Source organism: Actinacidiphila glaucinigra (assembly GCF_035918135.1).
Lineage (GTDB): Bacteria > Actinomycetota > Actinomycetes > Streptomycetales > Streptomycetaceae > Actinacidiphila > Actinacidiphila glaucinigra.
In genome coordinates, this window is the sequence record NZ_CP109144.1 from 4,071,379 (window position 1) to 4,091,525 (window position 20,147).

The following is a 20,147-nucleotide window of genomic DNA, read 5'->3' on the forward strand; positions in this document are numbered from 1 at the left end:
CGGTGCCCTCGCTGGAGGGCACCGGCCTTCTGTGCTCGCGTCAGGCGGCGAGTTCCGCCTCCTGCGCCGGGGTGGCGGACGGCTCGGGCCTGCTGTCGCGCATGACCAGGGCGGCCAGCAGGGCGGCGGCGAGGACGCCGATCGCGCTGATGGTGAAGGTGGCCGACATCGAGGCGGTGAACGCCTCCCGGGCCGCGCGGACCATCCCGCTGTCGCCCTGGGCGACGGCCAGCGCGCCGGCGATGGAGTGCCTCGCCTCCTCGGGGGTGCCTGCGGGCATCTCGCGGGCGAAGCCGCTCGCCAGCAGCGAGCCGAGGATCGCGATGCCGAGCGCGGTACCGGCCTGCTGGATGGTGTCGTTCAGGGCGGAGCCGACACCCGCCTTCTCCGCGGGGATGGTGGCCATGAGGGCGCCGACGGCGGCCGGCATCGCCAGGCCCGCGCCGAGGCCGAGCAGGCCGAGGGCGGCCGCCGGGACGGCGAAGCCGGTGCCGGCCGAGACGGTGGTCAGCAGCGCGAAGGAGGAGGCCATGACGAGCATGCCGCCGAGGATCAGCAGGCGGTTGCCGGTCCGCGCGGCGAACGTGGTGCCCAGGACGTTGCCGGCCAGCGCGGCGACGGCCAGCGGCACGAAGGCGACACCCGCCTTGACCGGCGAGTAGCCCAGCACGAACTGCAGGTACTGGGTGAGCACCAGCAGCAGGCCGCCGTTGCCGATCTGGACCAGGGTCAGCGAGAGCGAGCCGCCGCTGAAGTTGCGGTGCCGGAACAGGACCAGCGGGACCATCGGCGCGGAGGTGACGTTCTCCCAGACCACGAAGGCGCCGAGGGCGACGACGGCGACGGCGAGGGTGATCCCGGAGCGGCCGCCGAAGGCGCCGTGCTGCGGGAGCTCGATGATCCACCAGACCAGGGCGGTCATGCCGGCCGCGGACAGCACCGCGCCGAGCGGGTCGGGCTTGCTCCACGGGCCCTTGGACTCCGGCATGAGGGTGAGGCCGGCGGCGACGGCAAGCGCGACGACCGGGACGTTGATCAGGAAGATCGCGTGCCAGGAGAAGTGGTCGATCAGCACGCCGCCGAGCACCGGGCTGCCGACCAGGCCGAGCATCGACACCGAGCTCCACGCCGCCATGGCTCTGCCGCGCTCCTCCCCGTCGAAGACGGTGATGAGGATCGACAGCGTCGAGGGCATGATCAGCGCGCCGCCGACGCCCATCGCGACCCGTACGGCGATGACCTCACCTGGGCTGGTGCAGAAGGTGGCCGCCAGGGAGGCCGCCCCGAAGAGCAGCAAGCCGGCGAGCATCACCTTCCGGCGCCCGAACCGGTCCCCGAGGCTTCCCGAGGCCAACAGCAGACCGGCGAAGACCAGGATGTAGGAGTCGAGGATCCACTGCGTGTCCTGGGCGCTCGCGCCGATGTCCGCGGTCATCGCGGGCACCGCCACGGTCAGCGCCATGCTGTCGACCACCAGGACCAGCGAGCTGAGGCACAGCACGATCAGGATCCACCAGCGGCGGGGGTTGCGGGTCTCCATGGGGCGTCCTTTCGGGCATCGGCTCGTGCGTACACCGTTCCTTTGATGCGAACACTGTACGCACAGCGGAACGGTGTGCGCAACACTCGCTCCTGTACGCTGAATGCGAACGCCGTACGCAGCGGATCCGCCCGCACACCGGTCCCCGAAGGAGCGCCATGGCCGCCAGGACGAAGCCGAGCCCGATCCCGTCCGTGTGGGCCCGGCAGCAGCGCGAGGCCGACCAGCCCGCGCTCAGCCGCGGCGCGATCGTCCGCGAGGCGATCGCCATGCTGGACGCCGACGGCGTCGAGGCCCTGAGCATGCGCAAACTGGGGGCCCGACTGAACGCCGGCGCGACCTCCCTCTACCGGCACGTCGCGACCAAGGACGAGCTGATGGAACTGGCCGTCGACGAGGTCGCCGCCGAGATCGCCGTCCCCGCCGCCGGCGGCGGGGACTGGCGTGCCGCGGTCACCGAGGCCGCCGGGTCCTTCCGCGCGACGGCGCTGCGCCACCCGTGGCTGTCCTCGGTCCTGGGCCAGGCGGGCCTGGCCTACCTCGGCCCCAACCTCATGTCGTACTCCGAGCGGCTGGCCGCCCTGTTCGCCGCCGCCGGCTTCCCCGAGCCGAGCCGGGCGATCGACACCCTCCTGAGCTACGTGATCGGCATGAGCACCACGGAGGCCGCCTGGCTCACCACGGTCGCCCGCTCCGGCGAGACCGAGGCCGGCTTCATCGCCCGTCTCATGCCCGCCGCCCAGGCCGCCGCGGCGCCCCACGACCACCTGTCCGGCTCCTACGCCGACCCCACGGCCGCCATCGAGGACCCGGTCGCGCTGCGCGAGGCCAAGTTCGCCTACGGCCTGGACGTCGTCCTCGACGGGCTGGCGCTGCGGCTCCCCCGCTGACACCGCCCCGGTCCCGACCGCCGCGCCAGGGTGGGGTTTTCCCCAGGTCCAAGACGCCTATCCGCACCATGGGCGTGAAGGCCCCGGAGGACGAGGCTGGAGGCATCACAGGCGGTCGCAGAGGGACGACGAAGAGGACGGACGTGACCATGGCATACGGTTTCCCGGAGCCGCGCGAGCACCGACTGCCCGCGGCGCTGCGCGCGCCGATCGAGGCCCGCACCTGGCGCGAGTTGCTGTATCTGCTGCTGAACCTGCCGATGGGCATCATCGGCTTCGTCTTCACCGTGACGATGCTGTCGCTCGGCGCGGGGCTGCTGGTCACCTTCCTCGGGCTGCCCGTCCTCGCCCTGATGCTGGCCGGGTGCCGGGGGCTCGGCGTCGTGGAGCGCGAGCGGGCCCGCCAATGCCTGCGCATCGACGTGGCCGCGCCCGAGCCGCTGCGCCGTCGGCCCGGCCAGGGCTTCATGTCGTGGCTCGGCGGCCAGCTGACCAGCGGTGCCTCCTGGCGGCACATCCTGTACTTCTTCCTGCACTTCCCGTGGGGCGTGTTCACCTTCTCCGTGGCCATCTCGTTCTTCACCTACGGCTGGGGGCTCCTCACGTACCCGCTGTGGCAGTGGGTCTTCCCTGCCTACACCGACCAGCCCGGACTCCAGCTGTACGGGGACGGGAACGGCAACGGCTGGTGGCTGGACTCGCCGTTCGAGGTGGCCATGACCTCCGTGCTGGGCCTGCTGCTCGTCCTGGTCACCCCCTGGCTGATCCGGGGCATGGCGTACGTGGACCGGGGCCTGGTCGCCGGGCTGCTGGGGCCGTCGCGGCTGGCCAGCCGCGTCACGGAACTGGAGTCGGACCGCGGCACGGTGGTGGACACCGCCGCCGCCGACCTGCGCCGCATCGAGCGCGACCTGCACGACGGGGCCCAGGCGCGGCTCGTGGCGCTCGCCATGGACCTGGGCCTGGCCAAGGAGAAGCTCCAGGAGGACCCGAAGGCGGCCGCCACCATGGTCGAGGAGGCACACGGCGAGGTGAAGCTGGCCCTCCAGGAGCTGCGCGACCTGGCCCGCGGCATCCACCCGGCCGTCCTCACCGACCGCGGCCTGGACGCCGCCCTGTCCGCCCTCGCGGCGCGCTGCACCGTGCCGGTGCAGGTGAGCGTGGACCTGCCGGGGCGGCCGGTGCCGGCGATCGAGGGCATCGCGTACTTCACCGTCTCCGAGCTGCTGCAGAACATCAGCAAGCACAGCGGGGCCTCGCGCGCCGCGGTCGACCTGTGGCGCTCCGGGGACCGGCTGATGATCCACGTCGTCGACAACGGGCGCGGCGGCGCGTCCACGGGGCGCGGCTCGGGTCTGGCCGGGCTCGCGGAGCGGCTGGGGGCCGTGGACGGCGTCCTCGCGGTGGACTCCCCCGCCGGCGGTCCGACCACCGTCGCGGCGGAGCTGCCCTGGCGTACCTGACCCCGCGGGGGACCGCCGGGGCGGCTCGGCCGCAGGAGCCGGAAGCGCTGGAAGCGCCGGAAGAACCAGAAGAACCGCAAGGACCAGTAGGACCGGGAAGACCGGAAGAACCGAGAGGACGCTGACCGCGCCCCCCTCCGTCCCTCCCCCGCACTCCGCCCCGGCGGCAAGGCCGTGTGCCGGCCGCCGGAAGCTGGAATGCTGGGGAGGGACACGTCGACGTCGACATGGGGGAGCCGGTAGCGGTGGAGGACAGAGTGCGCGTGGTCATCGCCGAGGACTCGGTGCTGCTGCGGGAGGGACTGACCCGTCTGCTGACCGACCGCGGGCACGAGGTCGTCGCCGGGGTCGGCGACGCCGAGGCCCTGCTGAAGGTGATCGGCGAGCTCGCCGCCGAGGGCGCGGTGCCCGACGTGGTCGTGGCCGACGTGCGGATGCCGCCGACCCACACCGACGAGGGCGTGCGCGCCGCGGTGCGGCTGCGCCGCGACCATCCGCAGCTGGGCGTGCTGGTGCTGTCGCAGTACGTCGAGGAGCGGTACGCCACCGAGCTGCTGGCCGGCAGTTCCCGCGGGGTCGGGTATCTGCTCAAGGACCGGGTAGCCGATGTCCGGGAGTTCGTCGACGCGGTCGTCCGCGTGGCGGGCGGCGGTACCGCCCTGGACCCGGAGGTGGTGGCGCAGCTGCTGGGGCGCAGCCGCAAGCAGGACGTGCTGGCCGGTCTCACCCCGCGGGAGCGCGAGGTGCTGGGACTGATGGCGGAGGGCCGGACGAACTCCGCGATCGCCAAGCAGCTGGTGGTGAGCGACGGCGCGGTGGAGAAGCACGTCAGCAACATCTTCCTCAAACTGGGGCTGGCCCCCAGCGAGGGCGATCACCGGCGCGTCCTGGCCGTGCTCACGTACCTCAATTCCTGATCCTCTGACGTATCGTCAGAGGGGCCCGCGGAGGCACAGAACCGAAGCGCCGCCGGGAGGCGTCCCATATGGAGGAAGCAGGCAGCACGGGCTCCGGGGGGCGGCGACCGTGACCCATCAGGGCACAAAGGGAGCTCAGCGCGGCGCCCACGATGCGGGAAGACCCGGGAAGGCGACCCTTACCCACGTACGATGGCGCGTGGGACACAAGGTCACGGCCCCGGTCGTGAGCCGCCGCCTCGAAGGAGGTCCGATTCAGTGACCAGCCAGGTCAGCAGCCCGACAACCCCCGATCGCCCCGTTCTGGGCGAGCAGCGGAAACCGGCCAAGGAGACCAGGAAGCTCGATCGGGTGGTGATCCGTTTCGCCGGGGACTCCGGGGACGGGATGCAGCTCACGGGAGACCGGTTCACCTCGGAAACGGCGTCGTTCGGCAACGATCTGTCCACCCTGCCGAACTTCCCTGCCGAGATCCGGGCCCCGGCAGGCACCCTGCCGGGCGTCTCGAGCTTCCAGCTGCACTTCGCCGACCACGACATCCTCACCCCGGGTGATGCCCCGAACGTCCTGGTCGCGATGAACCCGGCGGCGCTGAAGGCGAACATCGGGGACCTGCCGCGCGGCGCGGAGGTCATCGTCAACACGGACGAGTTCACCTCCCGCGCGATGGGCAAGGTCGGCTACGCGGCCTCGCCGCTGGAGGACGGCTCGCTGTCGGCCTACGCGGTGCACCCGGTGCCGCTGACCACCCTGACGGTCGAGGCGCTCAAGGAATTCCCGCTGACCCGCAAGGAGGCCGAGCGCAGCAAGAACATGTTCGCGCTCGGGCTGCTGTCGTGGATGTACCACCGTCCCACCGAGGGCACCGAGGACTTCCTGCGCAAGAAGTTCGCGAAGAAGCCCGAACTGGCCGAGGCGAACGTCGCGGCCTTCCGCGCGGGCTGGAACTTCGGCGAGACGACCGAGGACTTCGCGGTCAGCTACGAGGTGGCCCCGGCCGAGGCGGCCTTCCCGGCCGGCACCTACCGCAACATCTCGGGGAACCTGGCGCTGTCGTACGGCCTGGTCACCGCGAGCCGCCAGGCGGACCTGCCGCTCTTCCTGGGCTCGTACCCGATCACCCCGGCCTCGGACATCCTGCACGAGCTGAGCAGGCACAAGAACTTCGGTGTGCGCACCTTCCAGGCCGAGGACGAGATCGCCGGCATCGGCGCCGCGCTCGGCGCGGCCTTCGGCGGCTCGCTGGCCGTCACCACCACCTCCGGTCCGGGCGTCGCGCTCAAGTCCGAGACCATCGGCCTCGCGGTCTCGATGGAGCTGCCGCTGCTGGTCGTCGACATCCAGCGCGGCGGGCCCTCGACGGGCCTGCCGACCAAGACCGAGCAGGCCGACCTGCTGCAGGCGATGTACGGGCGCAACGGCGAGGCGCCGGTCCCGATCGTGGCGCCGTGCACCCCCGGCGACTGCTTCGGCGCCGCGCTGGAGGCGGCCCGCATCGCGCTGACCTACCGCACCCCGGTCCTCCTGCTCTCCGACGGCTACCTCGCCAACGGCTCCGAGCCCTGGCGGGTCCCCGAGCTGGACGAGCTGCCCGACCTGCGGGTGCAGTTCGCGACGACGCCCAACCATGTGGCGGAGGACGGCACCGAGGAGTTCTGGCCGTACCTGCGCGACCCGGAGACCCTGGCGCGCCCCTGGGCGGTGCCGGGCACCCCCGGTCTCGAGCACCGCATCGGCGGCATCGAGAAGCAGGACGGCACCGGGCACATCTCGTACGACCCGGCCAACCACGATCTGATGGTGCGCACCCGGCAGGCCAAGATCGACGGCATCGAGGTGCCCGACGTCGTCGTCGACGACCCGGACGGGCAGGCGCGGACGCTGGTGATCGGCTGGGGCTCGACGTACGGTCCGATCACGGCGGCCGTCCGGCGCATCAGGGGCGCAGGGGGCGCGGTCGCGCAGGCCCATCTGCGCCATCTGAACCCCTTCCCGAGGAATCTCGGGGAGGTCCTCGGGCGTTACCAGAAGGTAGTGGTCCCGGAGATGAACCTCGGCCAGCTCGCCCATCTGCTGCGGGCGAGGTATCTCGTCGACGCACGCTCGCACACCCAGGTCACCGGCCTGCCCTTCAAGGCCGAGCAACTCGCTGCCGCCATCCAGGAGGAGAGCGCAGATGTCTGAGGCTCCTGCCGTCGAACACCGCACGCCGGGGCTGCCGGCGCTGTCCCTGGTCCCCAAGGCCGAAGCCAAGCAGTCCATGAAGGACTTCAAGTCGGACCAGGAAGTGCGCTGGTGCCCCGGCTGCGGTGACTACGCGATCCTCGCCGCGGTGCAGGGCTTCATGCCCGAACTGGGCCTGGCCCGGGAGAACATCGTCTTCGTCTCGGGGATCGGCTGCTCCTCCCGCTTCCCGTACTACATGAACACCTACGGGATGCACTCCATCCACGGACGCGCCCCGGCCATCGCGACCGGGCTCGCCGCCTCGCGGCGCGACCTGTCGGTGTGGGTCGTCACGGGAGACGGCGACGCGCTGTCCATCGGCGGCAACCACCTGATCCACTCGCTGCGGCGCAACGTCAACCTCAAGATCCTGCTCTTCAACAACCGGATCTACGGGCTGACGAAGGGGCAGTACAGCCCGACCTCCGAGCTCGGAAAGATCACCAAGTCGACGCCGATGGGCTCGCTGGACGCGCCCTTCAACCCGGTCTCGCTGGCGCTGGGCGCGGAGGCCTCCTTCGTGGCGCGCACCGTCGACTCCGACCGCAAGCACCTCACGAGCGTGCTGCGGGCGGCCGCCGCGCACCCGGGCACGGCCTTCGTGGAGATCTACCAGAACTGCAACATCTTCAACGACGGCGCCTTCGAGGTGCTGAAGGACCGGACCTCCGCCGAGAACGCGGTGATCCGGCTGGAGCACGGCGAGCCGATCCGCTTCGGCGCGGACGGCGCCAAGGGCGTCGTGCGCGACCGGGCGACGGGCGATCTGCGGGTCGTCGACGTCGACGCGTCCAACGAGGACGAGGTCCTGGTGCACGACGCGCACGCCGCGACGCCCACGACGGCGTTCGCCCTGTCCAGACTCGCCGACCCCGACACGCTGCACCACACGCCGATCGGCGTGTTCCGCAGCGTCGAACGGCCGGTCTACGACGCGCTGATGTCCGAGCAGCTGGAGCAGGCCGTCGAGCAGCACGGCAAGGGCGACCTCGCCGCCATGCTGGCCGGCAGCGACACCTGGACGGTCGTGGGCTGAGCCACGGCACCCACCTCAGCCGCCGTACGGGGCCCGGGCCGCACGATCAGGCCCGGGCCTCGTCGTACGTCCTGCGGGCCGCGATCACCTGCCCGGTGCGGTCCTCGGTCCAGCGGGCCAGCGCCCAGACCTGGTCGGCGGCCTCCTTGCCGAGCGGGGTGAGGGAGTACTCGACGCGCGGCGGGATGACGGGGTGTGCCTCGCGGTGCACGAAGCCGTCGCGCTCCAGGGTCTGCAGGGTCTGGGCGAGCATCTTCTCGCTGACCCCGCCGACCGTGCGGCGCAGCTCGCTGAAGCGCAGGGTGCCGTCGATCAGGGCGGCCAGCACCAGCACACCCCAGCGGCTGGTGACGTGTTCGAGGATCACGCGCGAGGGGCAGTTGCGCGCGTTCACGTCGGGGGGCGCCTGCAGCAGGCCGGCCGGCTCTTCCCTTACGTCCATGCCACTAGCTTACTTCAAAGTGGGTACTTTCTAGAAGTTAGTACCAGCCCTAGGGTTAGTCCCGTCATCACCAACGGGGACAACAGGGACTGGAGTGAACCCCTCATGAGCATCGTCGTCACCGGAGCCACCGGACAGCTGGGCCGTCTGGTCGTGGACCGGCTGCTCGCCGGCGTCCCGGCCGGGCAGGTCGTGGCCGTCGTACGCGACGCGGACAAGGCCGCGGACCTCGCCGCCCGGGGCGTGGAGCTCCGGGTGGCGGACTACAACGCACCCGAGACCCTCAAGGGCGCCTTCCGGGCCGGCGACGTGGTGCTGCTGATCTCGGGGAGCGAGGTCGGGCAGCGCGTGGCCCAGCACGCCGCCGTGATCGAGGCCGCCAAGGAGGCGGGGGTCGCTCGGCTCGCGTACACCGGCGTCCTCGGCGGTCCGGCCGCCGACTTCCTCCTCGCCGCCGAGCACAAGGCCACCGAGCAGGCCCTGCTGGACTCCGGCCTGACCTACACGCTGCTGCGCAACGGCTGGTACACCGAGAACTACACCGCGCAGATCCCCACGCAGCTGGAGCACGGCGTCGCCGGCAGCGCGGGCGAGGGCCGCATCGGCTCCGCGAGCCGTGAGGACTACGCCGACGCCGCCGTGGCCGTGCTGACCGGCGAGGGGCACGAGAACGCGGTGTACGAGCTCAGCGGGGACGAGGCCTGGACGATGGCCGAGTACGCCGCCGAGCTGGCGCAGCAGTCCGGCCGGCCGGTCGCCTACGCCGACCTGCCCGCCGACGCCTTCCTGGCGGTCCTGACCGGCGCCGGGCTGCCCGAGCCGGTGGCCGCGATCTACGTCGACGTGGACGTCGCCGGCATCTCCCGCGGCCTCCTCCGGGGCGGCAGCGGCGACCTCGCCCGGCTGATCGGACGTCCCACCACCCCGCTCGCGGACACGATCGCGGCGGCGCTCAAGGGCTGACCCCGGACATCCGCCGGAACGGCGGGGCCCCGCGGCGGATCCCCTCCGGCCGCGGGGCCCCGCCCCGTTCCGCCCCGCCCCGTTCCGCCCCGCCCGGTTCCGCCCCGCCCCGGCGCGCTCCCTGCCTGCGACGAAGGTGTCATGACCGTCATGCGATACGCAGATGACGGGAGAACACCCCGCGCGCTACCTTCGAGCAGTCGGCCAGCGCCCCGGGAGGAACGAGTGAACGAGCAGCGTGCCGGTCTGCTGTACGGATTCGCCGCCTACGGGCTCTGGGGGCTCTTCCCCCTCTACTGGCCGCTCCTCGAACCGTCCGGCGCGGGCGAGATCCTGGCCCACCGCATGGTCTGGTCGCTGGCCGTCGTCTCCGTCGTGCTGCTGGTGATGCGCCGCTGGGCCTGGGTCCCCGAACTCCTGCGGCAGCCGCGGCGGCTCGGGCTGCTGGCCGTGGCCGCGGCCGTGATATCCGTGAACTGGGGCCTGTACATCTGGGGTGTCAACAGCGGCCACGTCGTCGAGACCTCGCTGGGCTACTTCATCAACCCGCTCGTCACCATCGCCCTCGGCGTCCTCGTCCTGCACGAGCGCCTGCGGCCCGCGCAGTGGGCGGCCGTGGGCGTCGGCGCCGCCGCCGTCCTGGTGCTGACCCTGGGCTACGGACGGCTGCCCTGGATCGCACTCACCCTGGCCTGCTCCTTCGCCACGTACGGCTTCATCAAGAAGAAGGTCGGCATGGGCGGCCTGGAGTCGCTGGCGGCCGAGACCGCGATCCAGTTCCTGCCGGCGCTCGGCTTCCTGGTCTTCCTCGGCACCCGCGGGGAGACCACCTTCGCCTCGCACGGGGCCGGTCACGCCTCCCTGCTCGCCGCGTGCGGCGTCGTCACCGCGGTGCCGCTGGTCTGCTTCGGCGCGGCGGCCATCCGCATACCGCTGAGCATGCTGGGGCTGCTGCAGTACCTCGCGCCCGTCTTCCAGTTCGGACTCGGACTGCTCTGGTTCCACGAGGAGATGCCGGCCGAGCGCTGGGCGGGCTTCGCCCTCGTCTGGCTCGCCCTGGCCCTGCTGACCTGGGACGCCCTGCGCGCCGCCCGGCGCGGCCGGATCGCGGTGCGCGACGCCGCCGTCGTGCCCGACGAGGCCACGCCGCGCGGGGCCGTCACCGGCTGAGCGGCGGCGTCCGCGCACCGGCGCTAGCCTTCCGGCGCCCCGTACGCCTGGCTGCGGGAACGGTGGGCGCGCACCTTGTGGCGGTTGCCGCAGTGCTCCATGGAGCACCAGCGGCGCCGGCCGGGGCGTGAGACGTCCACGAAGACCAGTCGACAGTCGTGGGCGGAGCACTCCCGGACACGGTCGGCGTACGGGCCGGAGAAGAGCTCCACCGCGTCCCGGGCGACGGCCGCCAGGACCTGGGTGCCGGTGACCGGGGTGCGCCAGGTGCGGCCCCCGTCGGGGGCGAGCCGCAGCGCCGGGGGGCGCCAGGCGGCCGCCTCGTTGAGGACGACGAGGTCCGGGGCGGGCAGCGGTTCCCCGTGGACGCGGGCGACGGCGATGTGCCAGAGCGCGTCGCGCAGGTAGCGGGCCACGCCGACGTCCTCCGGGGAGACGGCGAGGGCGCCGGGGTCGGGGCGCAGCCGGGACGACGCCGCCCAGCGGGCCAGGTCGGCGGGCTCCTGGAGGACTTCGTAGCGGGCGGGCGCGCCGGGGCCTCCGGTGGGCAGCAGTTCCAGGCCGAGCGCTCCCGGGTCGAAGCGGTAGGCAACTCCTTCGGATGAATGGAGGACCAGACCGATTGCGGGCTCCGTCATGTAACCAATATAACTGGTTACACACCGGCCGAGAGCCGGCGGGGACGCGAACGAGGGGGCACGTCATGGCAGTTCACTGGAAGCTCGTGATCGACGCGGCGGATCCGCACCGGCAGGCCGCCTTCTGGGCGGAGGCCCTGGAGTACACGCTCGAGGACCACAGCGTGCTGATCGAGAAGCTGCTGGGGTTCGGCGCCGTCACGGAGGACCTCCTGACGGAGGCGGCCGGCCGCAAGGCCTGGCGGGACCTGGCGGCCGTACGGCACCCCGAGGACCCGTACGACGAGGAGAAGGGCTCGGGCCTCGGGCGGCGCATCCTCTTCCAGCGGGTGCCCGAGCCCAAGACGGCGAAGAACCGGCTGCACATCGACCTCCATCCGGGCGGCGGACGGCTGGAGGAGGAGGTGGCCCGGCTGGAATCGCTCGGCGCGAAGGTGCTGCGGCGGATAGCGGAACCCTCCGGCACCTGGGTCACCATGGCCGACCCGGAGGGGAACGAGTTCGACGTCGAGTAGCCCTCCGACACTCGCCTTGACGCCGATGGCGGAGCGATGAAAATATCTCCATGCATACGCAATTATTGCATACGCAAGGAGATGACGGGGTGTCGGATTCAGAGCGGTCGTTCCTCTTCCTGGTGGGAAGCAGCCGCGCCGACGGCAACACCGAGACGTTGGCGCGGCACGCCGCCGAACAGCTTCCGCCGGCGATGGACCGGCGCTGGCTGCGGCTGGGGGATCTGTCACTGCCGCTCTTCGAGGACCGCCCGCACGAGGCCGAAGGACCCTGTCCCGCGCCGTCGGCTCTCGCCGAGACGCTCCTGGAGGCCACCTTGACGGCCACCGACATCGTGGTGGTCTCACCGCTGGACTGGTACAGCGTCTCGACCGCCACCAAGCTCTACCTGGACCTCTGGTCGGGCTGGATGCGGGTGCCGGGGCTGGACTTCCTGGAGCGGATGCGTGGCAAGACCCTGTGGTCGGTGACCGTGCACGGCGGCCAGGACCCGGCGACGGCGGCCCCGCTGGTCGGGACACTGCGGCACACGGCCGACTACGCCGGGATGCGCTGGGGCGGGGCGCTGCTGGGCCACGGCAGCGAACCTGGCGACGTCCTGCGGGACACGGCGGCACTGGGCCGGGCGAAGGCCTTCTTCAGCTGACCGGCGGGGGTCAGGCCAGGATGTCGCGGGTGGTGAAGCGGGCCCAGGCCGCAGAGCCGAACACGGCGACATAGAGGGCCTGGAGCTGGAAGTTGCTGCGCATCTCGTCCCAGTAGACGGGATCGCGGACCAGGTCGGCGAAGCTCAGCCAGTAGTGGGGGAAGAGGTAGGGCTGCACGGCGTGCAGTTGGGGGATGGTGTCGACGATCTGCACGGTGATCAGCAGGCCCACGGTGGTCGCCATGGCGGCGATGCCGCTGTTGGTGAGTGTGGAGACGAACAGGCCCAGCGCGGCGATGCCGGTGAGCGAGGCCGCCACCACCAGGGCGACCAGCAGGGCGCGCAGCAGCCCCTCGGAGAAGGGGACGGTCGTACCCGACAGCAGGGTGACGTCCCCGAGCGGGAAGAGCAACGCGCCGGTCACCAGGGCCGAGACGGCCACCACGAGGGTGCCGATCAGGCAGAAGGCCAGGACGGAGGCGTATTTGGAGACCAGGAGACGGGTGCGCCCGGCCGGGGCCACCAGCAGATAGCGCAGGGTGCCCGCGTTGGCCTCACCGGCGACGGCGTCGCCGGCCACGACGCCGATCGCCATGGGGAGGAAGAAGGGCAGCGTCGCGGCGAGCGAGGCGAAGACCAGGAAGAGACCGTTGTTGGTGATCAGCGCGACGAAGGCCGGGCCGCCCCCGCCACCACCGCCGGCCGAGCCGCCGTCACCGGTCTCGATCCGCACCGCGATCCCGATGAGCACCGGGACCCCGGCCAGGACGGCCAGCAGGGCGAGGGTGCGCCAGCGGCGCAGTACGGTCACCAGTTCGCTGCGGAACAGCCCGAGCGAGCGGATCGGCCACACCGACCTGGTCAGGGTGTCAGCCTGCGACATCGAAGCCCTCTCCGGTCAGCGCGACGAACGCGTCCTCCAGTGAAGCCCGTTCGACGCCGAAGCCGCGAACGCGGACTCCGGCGGCGACCAGTGCGGCGTTGAGGTCGCCGAGTTCGGGAAGCGCCACGGGGTCCTGCGGCAGCTCTCCGGTGACCCGGTCGCCGTCGGCGGCCAGGCCGGTGACCCCCTGCTCCTTCAGGACCCGCACCGCCTCGGCGGGGTCGGGGGTGGTGACCACCAGGCGCCCGGCGGAGGAGAGCGCCTCCACCGGGCCCTGGGTGATCAGCCTGCCGCGGGACATCACCGCGGCGTGGGTGCAGACCTGTTCGATCTCGTCGAGGAGGTGGGAGGAGAGGAAGACCGTGGTGCCGTCCGCCGCCAGCTCCCGGACGAGCGAGCGGATCTCCCGCATGCCCTGTGGGTCCAGGCCGTTGGTGGGCTCGTCCAGCACCAGCAGCTCGCGGGGCCGCAGCAGCGCGGCCGCCAGGCCGAGCCGCTGCTTCATGCCGAGCGAGTAGGCGCGCGCCTTCTTGCCCGCGGCGGCGGCCAGGCCCACCCTCTCCAGGGCCGTGTCGACCCGTGTCCCGCGGGTGCGGGGCTCGGCGGTCGGATCGGCCGCGTCGAAGCGCAGCAGGTTGTCACGGCCGGAGAGGAAGCCGTAGAGGGCCGGGCCCTCGATCAGCGCGCCCACGCGTGGCAGGACGCTGCGCACCGCGCGCGGCATGGGCTCGCCGAGCACCCGTGCCGTGCCGGAGGTCGGGGCGATGAGCCCCATGAGCATGCGGATCGTCGTCGTCTTCCCGGAGCCGTTGGGCCCCAGGAAGCCGAAGACGCTGCCGCGGGGAACGGCCAGGTCGAGGCCGTCGACGGCGAGCTGTCCGCCGCGGTACCGCTTGGTGAGCCCGCTCGTGGAGATCGCGTACTCACCGGTCTGGGCGGACGGCTCCCCCATCGGCGCTCCTTCGCTCGGTGACGTGCCCTGCTCCGCGCCCTACCGTGCAGCCGCGTCCGCGGCCTTGATCAGGGCGTCCTGGGTCACGGTGCCCACGTAGACCTTGCCGCTGTCGGTGATCAGGGCGTTCACCAGGCGGGTGCTGACCACCGTGCCGGTGCCGAAGTCGCCCTTGACCTCCTTGCCGAAGGTGCCGAGCAGCCCCTGACCGCCGAGACCGGGGGCCTTGTCACCGCCCTTGGACGGGGACTCGTTCAGCGCCTCCGGCGGCAGCTTCAGCTCGGCGATCGAGTCCCAGCCCTTGCCGAGGACGTCAAGGCCCTCCAGAGCGTCCGGGCCGCCGAGGTCACCGAACTCCTCGCGGGCCTCCCGCTCGGCCTTGGTGTCCGCCTTCTCACCGGCCTTCTCACCGGCCTTCTCCGTCGTCACCTCGGCGCCCTTGGGCGGGGTGAAGTCGAAGGTCGATGCGGCGGGCCGGGAGAAGTCGACCTTGGTGAAGGCGACGTCGACGATGGCCTTGCCGCCGCCCCTGGGGGCGAGGGTGAACTTCAGCGGCACACCGGTGCCGGCGTCGACGCCGATCCGGATCGACCCGACCGTGGAGTCCGTGGCCTTGGGCGTCACCACCAGCTGGTAGGCGTCCCGCCCGGCGATGCGCGCGGTGCCGTCCACCGTGACGGTGGAGCTGTCGTCCGCCGCGTCGAGGATCTTCTTCGCGGCCTCCTGCGGGGTGGCCGGCCAGCCCTCGGGCACGTCGTGCCCGTCCTCGGCCCCGTCCTTGCCCTGCGCCTCCTGCGGCAGGCCGGTCAGGTGGTACGCCTGGTTGCTGCCGCTGTCGTAGGCCCAGACCTCGTCTCCGTTGTGGATGAGGCTGTACTCCGCGGCGTTCCGGACGATCGACACCTTCTGCCGCTGCGGGCCGTCGGCCGCGACGCGCAGGGTGTGGGAGCCGGCCAGCAGCTCGGTCAGCTGCTCCTTCGGGTCGGCCGAGGAGTCACCGCGGGCGCCGGCACCGCCGCCGAACGGCCCGCCGGCGCCCGTGGCACCGGTCAGCAGGGCCGGCAGGCCGAAGTCCGTGCTGATGCGGACCGAGCCGGAGATCGTCTGGGTGTCCGAGGCCGCGACCTTCGCGATCAGCTCCTCGGCCGTGATCTTGGGCAGATCGGGGCTGCCCACGCTCGCGAGCGCCGGTACGAGGCCGATGGTCGCCGCGGCGACCCCCGCGGCCGCCACCGGGACCGCGTAACGTATCGCCTTGGCCCGCCGCCGGGGCTCCCGGTCGTCGTCCATGGGCTGGATGGGTGCCATTACGTCCCTACCTCCGTTGTCAACGGCGGGTTCCCGTCAGCATCGCAATCGTCCACCTCGGGCCATTGTCACCCGATCCGCCGTGTGGTGGTGCCTCTTATCCCATCAAGCCGGCCCCTCGGGCACATCGCCCGCCGGGATCAACTCGGCGTACACCTCTGGGATGACGTCCCCTGACAACAGCTCAGGGCAGAAGGGGTCCCACAGCCCCGTGGACACACGGGCCGCACGGGCCGCGTGGACGCCGGGGACGGATCCCGGGCTCCGCTAGCCCGCGCGGTGCACCACGGCGTCGCAGAGGCCCTCCAGGGCCTGCTTGGCGGCGCAGTCGGGCAGCGGTGCCAGCAGGGCCCGCGCCTCGTCCGCGTAGCGCACGGTGTCGCGCCGGGCCTGAGCCAGCGCCGGATGGGCGCGCAGCAGCGCCAGCGCCTCGGCGTGCCGCCGGTCGTCCGTCAGATCGCCGTCCAGCAGTTCGCACAGCCGCCGGTCGTCCGCCGACGCGAAGTCGCCCGCCTTGGCCACGGCCGTACGCAGGTGCAGCACCGGCAGGGTCGGCACGCCCTCGCGCAGGTCCGTGCCCGGGGTCTTGCCGGACTCGTGCGAGTCGCTGGCGATGTCCAGCACGTCGTCGGCGAGCTGGAAGGCCGTACCGATGCGCTCCCCGTACTGGGTGATGATGTCGACGACGCTCTCCTCGGCGCCGGACATCATCGCGCCGAAGCGGCACGAGACGGCGATCAGCGAGCTCGTCTTGCCGGCGATGACTTCCAGGTAGTGGTCGATCGGGTCGCGTCCGTCGCGCGGGCCGACGGTCTCCAGGATCTGCCCGGTGACCAGCCGCTCGAAGGCCTCGGCCTGGATGCGTACGGCCTCCGGCCCGAGGTCGGCCAGTATGTGCGAGGCCTTGGAGAAGAGGAAGTCGCCGGTCAGCACGGCCACCGAGTTGTCCCAGCGGGCGTTGGCGCTCGGCACGCCGCGCCGCACCTCGGCCTCGTCCATGACGTCGTCGTGGTACAGCGTCGCCAGGTGCGTCAGCTCCACCACCACGGCCGACGGCACGATGCCGGGCGCGTGCGGATCGCCGAACTGGGCGGCCAGCAGCACCAGCAGGGGACGGAACCGCTTCCCGCCCGCGTGCACGAGGTGGCGGGCCGCGTCCGTGATGAACCGCACGTCGCTCTTGGTGGCCTCCATGAGGCCTTCCTCGACGGCGGACAGCCCGGCCCGGATCCCGGACTCGAGGTCCTCATCCATTACGCTCAGCCCGAAGGGCCCGACGACGGTCGTCACCTGGGATTCTCCTGTCGCTGAGATCGCTTCTGCGGCGTGCGGCGTGGCGCTGTACTACACCGGCAGCGTAACCGGTCGCCTCTCGATCACTGCGAGGGCATGGCCCCCTCGGGCCACTACGCCCGGTTTTGCCCGCGTGTGCGGCCGGACCTTCCCGGCCCGCGCACGGCCTGCGCCCGGCCCGCGCACGGCCCACACCGGCCCCTCCGCCCGTCCACGAGTCCCACCGCCGCCCCGGACGACCCCTCACGAGGCACCCGCGGGCGGCCTCAGCGACGGGCCTGCGCCATTGTTCCGCCTTCCCCGAGAGCCGCCCCCCATGCCCGCCCGCCGCGGGCCCCCGGCGCGCACGGCGAACGGCGCGGCCCCCGCCAAGTGCGGGGCGCCGCGCCGTGGATGGCCGTGCGCCGGGACGTGCCGGAACGTACAAACCGCGCCGGGACGCGCCTAGGCCGTGTCGTCACATGAGCTCCCCCAGCTACCGCTGGGAGGTGCCCCCACCGCCCGAAGGGCGGGCCCCGCGGTTCCCCCAGCTTGCGCTGGGAGGTGCCCCAGTGCGGTGCATCGCAAGGCGGAGAGTCGTCCTCGTAGTGGGCTACTCGGACGATTCGACAACTCCCCCCGGCCGAAGGCTGGGGGAGGGCGTTTGACGACACGGCCTAGCGCCCGTACGCCACCGCCACCGCCGCCGCCAGTCGCGGCGAGGCCCACTCCGTGCCGCACACGAAGCGCAGCACCGGCCCGAAGGTGGCCGCGGCGGGCAGCCCGGTGAAGTACATCCCCGGGACGGAGGAACCGAAGTCGGCGCCCAGCCGGGGCGAGCCGCCGGTACGGGACAGCTCGGCGCGCAGCTCGGGGCCGAGGAATTCCAGCGCCTCCAGGTCGACGCGGTAGCCGGTGGCGGCCATCACGTGGTCGGCGCGGAACTCGGCCGCGCGGCCGCCGGGCGCGGCGGTGGACAGCACGACCCTGCCGTCCTCGTCCAGGCGGGCGCTGCGCAGCGTGTGGCCCTCGCTGACGGCGACCTTGCCCTCGAAGCGCTCGCGCAGCCACCAGGCGCCCAGCGGGCCCAGTACGCGGCGTACGAGGTACAGCCGCAGGGGCGCGGGCAGGCCGCGGAAGTACCGGGCGTGGTAGCTGAAGGCGTACAGGGACCAGGCCCGCCCGAAGGGCGACTCGGGCCGCAGGCGCGGCTGCCGGTCCGGCGGGTCGCCGAAGCCCACGGCGCGCCGTCCGCGGGCCAGCAGCCGTACGGTGGCGCCCGCCTCGGCGAGCAGCGCCGCGCTCTCCAGGGCCGACTGCCCGGCGCCGACGACGACCACCTCGCGTCCGGCGAGCCGGCCCGGGTCGGTGTGCTGGGAGCTGTGCGAGACGGGCCCGGCCGCGGACGGCCCGTCGGGGGTGACGCGGCGCAGCACGTCGGGCGTGTGTGCGAAGCCGTGCAGCCCGCTGGCGACGACGACCGCCCGGGCCCTGAACTGCTCGCCGGAGTCCAGCTTGAGCTCGAAGCCCCCGCCGGCGGCCCGGTCCACGGACACCACCCTGACCTGCTCCAGATCGGGGACGAGCCGCTCCTGGAACCAGTGGCCGTAGCGGACGAAGGTCTCCGCGGGGACGAGGTCCCAGTCGGTGACCAGCGGCCGCTCCCCGGCGTCCAGGCAGAAGTCGCGCAGGGTGTGCCCGGGCCGGGCGGCGGAGATGTCGGAGGCGGCGGGGGTGGACTTCAGCACCATGGCGGAGGGCATGTTCTCCCGCCAGCTGACCATGGGGTCGCCGAAGGTGCGTACGGGGACGCCCCGTTCGCGCAGGTGTGCGGTGGTGGACAGACCGTACGGGCCTGCGCCGATCACGGCAACGGGCGTCGTCATGGGTGTTCCCTTCGCATCGCGGTTCGACGTCGTGACCGGTACATCTGCATCAGGTGCCGGGCGCCCGGCCGTACGAAGCGGGCGAGCATGGTGACGAACGGCCCCGGGTCGTCGGCGGCCAGCCAGGCCAACTCGGTGCGGCCGGCGCGGGCGGGGGCGTGGGGCGTGGTGTAGCCGCTGCGGCGGTAGGCCAGGAGGGCGGGCAGGTCGATGTTCTCGACGACGAAGCGCCGGCCCTCCGGCTGCCCCGCCCGGGGGATCTCCCGTCCCGTCAGGTCGAGGTGCTGTGCGCGGACGACGTCGATCCCGGCCTCGGATTCGAAGAGCCGGAACTGGGCGCCCATGCGGGGATTGAAGTCGAGCAGTTTGTAACGGCCGTCGCGGCGGTCGAAGCGCCAGTCGAGGTCGGCGATGCCCCGGAATCCGATGGCCGCGCAGAAACGGCGGGCCATTGCGGCGAGTTCCGGATTGGCCACCACATAGGCGCAGGCCGTCATTCCGGCGTGCGGCGGCCAGGAACGCACCTTGACGCCGGTGAAGAGCACGGGCTCCGTCGCGCCGGCCCCGAAGTAGGCGTGGACGATCCAGTCCTCGGCCTCCTCGCGCGGCAGGTACTCCTGCAGGATCACACCGGGTTTCGGTCCCCAGCCGCGGGCCAGCGCCAGCAGTTCCTCCGCGTCGTCGATACGGGTGGTGCCGGGTACGGCGGGTGTGCGGCGCCGTTCGAAGGCCTCCCGGTTCTTGGCGACGACCGGGAAGCGGGCGTCCGCCGCGAACTTCTCGACCTCCTCCGGCGAGTCGGGGAAGGCCGCCCGCGGGGTCGGCACCCCGTGCCGGACGCACAGTTCGTGCAGACCCTGCTTGCTGGCCAGGCGCCGGGACAGCCCGGGGTCGTCGGTGCGCGGGAAGAGGAAGAGGCCGTCCAGTTCGGCGGCGTGCTCGGCGATGAGCACGGCCGCCTCCTCGTCGGTCGGGATGAGCACCGCGGGGCGCCCGATCCGGCGGCCGATCCGGACCAGTCCCTCGACCAGGCGCTCCGCCGGCTCCAGTCCGGTGGTCGGCCAGACGAAGCGCCCGCGCAGGTAGCGGGAGGCCGCGGCGGGCGTGTGCCGGTCCTCGGTGACGGCGTACATGGGGACCCCGAGTCTCCCCAGGCTGCGGATCGCCCCCACGCCACCGTGGTGCAGCGGATAGTTTCCGATCTTCACGATCAGCCCCGGCACGGCAGGGTCGACCGCGAACGCGGACTTCACCACACAATCCCCCCAATGATCACGGTATTGATCGGCCCCTCCCGACCGCGACCTGAAAGGAAGCTAAGCCCGAATTGACCACCGCTGCAAGACTTTTCCGGACATTGCGAACTCTTTAGACAATCGAGAAGAGCTGTTCACCATGG

18 protein-coding genes are annotated in these 20,147 nt (G+C 72.3%); 9 read left to right on the forward strand and 9 right to left on the reverse strand.

Annotated elements, in window-relative coordinates; all coding sequences use genetic code 11:
• Window positions 1–40: 40 nt before the first annotated feature.
• Window positions 41–1,540, reverse strand: a complete 1,500-nt coding sequence (locus OIE69_RS18015; RefSeq protein ID WP_326572912.1) for an MFS transporter — start codon at window positions 1,538–1,540, stop codon at window positions 41–43.
• 158 nt (window positions 1,541–1,698) lie between these two features.
• Between OIE69_RS18015 and OIE69_RS18020 the strand changes: the two genes are divergently transcribed.
• The 5 genes from OIE69_RS18020 to OIE69_RS18040 all read left to right on the forward strand — a co-directional run bounded on the left by OIE69_RS18020 (window position 1,699) and on the right by OIE69_RS18040 (window position 8,072).
• Window positions 1,699–2,430 (forward strand): TetR/AcrR family transcriptional regulator, encoded by a 732-nt coding sequence (locus OIE69_RS18020; RefSeq protein WP_326572913.1) that lies wholly within the window; start codon window positions 1,699–1,701, stop codon window positions 2,428–2,430.
• A 149-nt stretch (window positions 2,431–2,579) separates the two neighbouring features.
• The gene (locus OIE69_RS18025) at window positions 2,580–3,893 is read left to right on the forward strand and encodes a sensor histidine kinase (RefSeq protein ID WP_326581226.1); all 1,314 of its coding nucleotides are present in this window, start codon (window positions 2,580–2,582) and stop codon (window positions 3,891–3,893) included.
• Window positions 3,894–4,150: 257 nt separating this feature from the next.
• Window positions 4,151–4,810, forward strand: a complete 660-nt coding sequence (locus OIE69_RS18030) for a response regulator transcription factor (protein WP_326581228.1) — start codon at window positions 4,151–4,153, stop codon at window positions 4,808–4,810.
• 258 nt (window positions 4,811–5,068) lie between these two features.
• The gene (locus OIE69_RS18035; RefSeq protein ID WP_326572915.1) at window positions 5,069–6,994 is read left to right on the forward strand and encodes a 2-oxoacid:acceptor oxidoreductase subunit alpha; all 1,926 of its coding nucleotides are present in this window, start codon (window positions 5,069–5,071) and stop codon (window positions 6,992–6,994) included.
• Window positions 6,987–8,072, forward strand: coding sequence for a 2-oxoacid:ferredoxin oxidoreductase subunit beta (locus OIE69_RS18040; protein ID WP_326572916.1), 1,086 nt, complete (start codon window positions 6,987–6,989; stop codon window positions 8,070–8,072). The genes OIE69_RS18035 and OIE69_RS18040 overlap by 8 nt, the downstream gene beginning before the upstream one ends.
• 46 nt (window positions 8,073–8,118) lie before the next feature.
• On the opposite strand, the gene OIE69_RS18045 is transcribed toward OIE69_RS18040, so the two are convergent.
• Window positions 8,119–8,514 carry a winged helix-turn-helix transcriptional regulator gene (locus OIE69_RS18045; protein ID WP_089226392.1) on the reverse strand — a complete coding sequence of 132 codons (396 nt, stop codon included), beginning with the start codon at window positions 8,512–8,514 and terminating at the stop codon, window positions 8,119–8,121.
• A gap of 105 nt (window positions 8,515–8,619) precedes the next feature.
• Here OIE69_RS18045 and OIE69_RS18050 point away from each other — a divergent pair, with 105 nt between their 5' ends.
• Both OIE69_RS18050 and rarD read left to right on the forward strand, forming a co-directional pair.
• Window positions 8,620–9,477 (forward strand): SDR family oxidoreductase, encoded by an 858-nt coding sequence (locus OIE69_RS18050; protein WP_326572917.1) that lies wholly within the window; start codon window positions 8,620–8,622, stop codon window positions 9,475–9,477.
• A 225-nt stretch (window positions 9,478–9,702) separates the two neighbouring features.
• Window positions 9,703–10,647 carry an EamA family transporter RarD gene (gene rarD / locus OIE69_RS18055; protein WP_326572918.1) on the forward strand — a complete coding sequence of 315 codons (945 nt, stop codon included), beginning with the start codon at window positions 9,703–9,705 and terminating at the stop codon, window positions 10,645–10,647.
• 23 nt (window positions 10,648–10,670) lie between these two features.
• On the opposite strand, the gene OIE69_RS18060 is transcribed toward rarD, so the two are convergent.
• Window positions 10,671–11,285: a CGNR zinc finger domain-containing protein gene (locus OIE69_RS18060; RefSeq protein ID WP_326572919.1), complete on the reverse strand. Its 615-nt coding sequence runs from the start codon at window positions 11,283–11,285 to the stop codon at window positions 10,671–10,673.
• A 65-nt stretch (window positions 11,286–11,350) separates the two neighbouring features.
• On the opposite strand from OIE69_RS18060, the gene OIE69_RS18065 reads away from it, so the two are divergent.
• Entirely contained in the window at window positions 11,351–11,800 is a 450-nt protein-coding gene (locus OIE69_RS18065) for a VOC family protein (RefSeq protein ID WP_326572920.1), read from the forward strand.
• An 89-nt stretch (window positions 11,801–11,889) separates the two neighbouring features.
• Window positions 11,890–12,447, forward strand: coding sequence for a flavodoxin family protein (locus OIE69_RS18070; RefSeq protein ID WP_326572921.1), 558 nt, complete (start codon window positions 11,890–11,892; stop codon window positions 12,445–12,447).
• Window positions 12,448–12,457: 10 nt separating this feature from the next.
• Here the strand turns inward: OIE69_RS18070 and OIE69_RS18075 are convergent, their stop codons facing one another.
• The 6 genes from OIE69_RS18075 to OIE69_RS18100 form a co-directional block, all read right to left on the reverse strand.
• A complete protein-coding gene (locus OIE69_RS18075; RefSeq protein ID WP_326572922.1) occupies window positions 12,458–13,330 on the reverse strand; it encodes an ABC transporter permease in 873 nt (290 codons plus the stop codon).
• On the reverse strand, window positions 13,317–14,282 hold the full coding sequence (locus OIE69_RS18080) for an ABC transporter ATP-binding protein (RefSeq protein WP_326572923.1): 966 nt from the start codon (window positions 14,280–14,282) through the stop codon (window positions 13,317–13,319). The genes OIE69_RS18075 and OIE69_RS18080 overlap by 14 nt, the downstream gene beginning before the upstream one ends.
• A 39-nt stretch (window positions 14,283–14,321) precedes the next feature.
• Window positions 14,322–15,590, reverse strand: coding sequence for a LolA family protein (locus OIE69_RS18085; RefSeq protein ID WP_326572924.1), 1,269 nt, complete (start codon window positions 15,588–15,590; stop codon window positions 14,322–14,324).
• A 267-nt stretch (window positions 15,591–15,857) separates the two neighbouring features.
• Window positions 15,858–16,844 carry a polyprenyl synthetase family protein gene (locus tag OIE69_RS18090; RefSeq protein WP_326581230.1) on the reverse strand — a complete coding sequence of 329 codons (987 nt, stop codon included), beginning with the start codon at window positions 16,842–16,844 and terminating at the stop codon, window positions 15,858–15,860.
• Window positions 16,845–17,539: 695 nt separating this feature from the next.
• On the reverse strand, window positions 17,540–18,748 hold the full coding sequence (locus tag OIE69_RS18095) for an FAD-dependent oxidoreductase (protein WP_326572925.1): 1,209 nt from the start codon (window positions 18,746–18,748) through the stop codon (window positions 17,540–17,542).
• On the reverse strand, window positions 18,745–20,004 hold the full coding sequence (locus OIE69_RS18100) for a carboxylate--amine ligase (protein ID WP_392567524.1): 1,260 nt from the start codon (window positions 20,002–20,004) through the stop codon (window positions 18,745–18,747). The genes OIE69_RS18095 and OIE69_RS18100 overlap by 4 nt, the downstream gene beginning before the upstream one ends.
• Window positions 20,005–20,147: the final 143 nt, after the last annotated feature.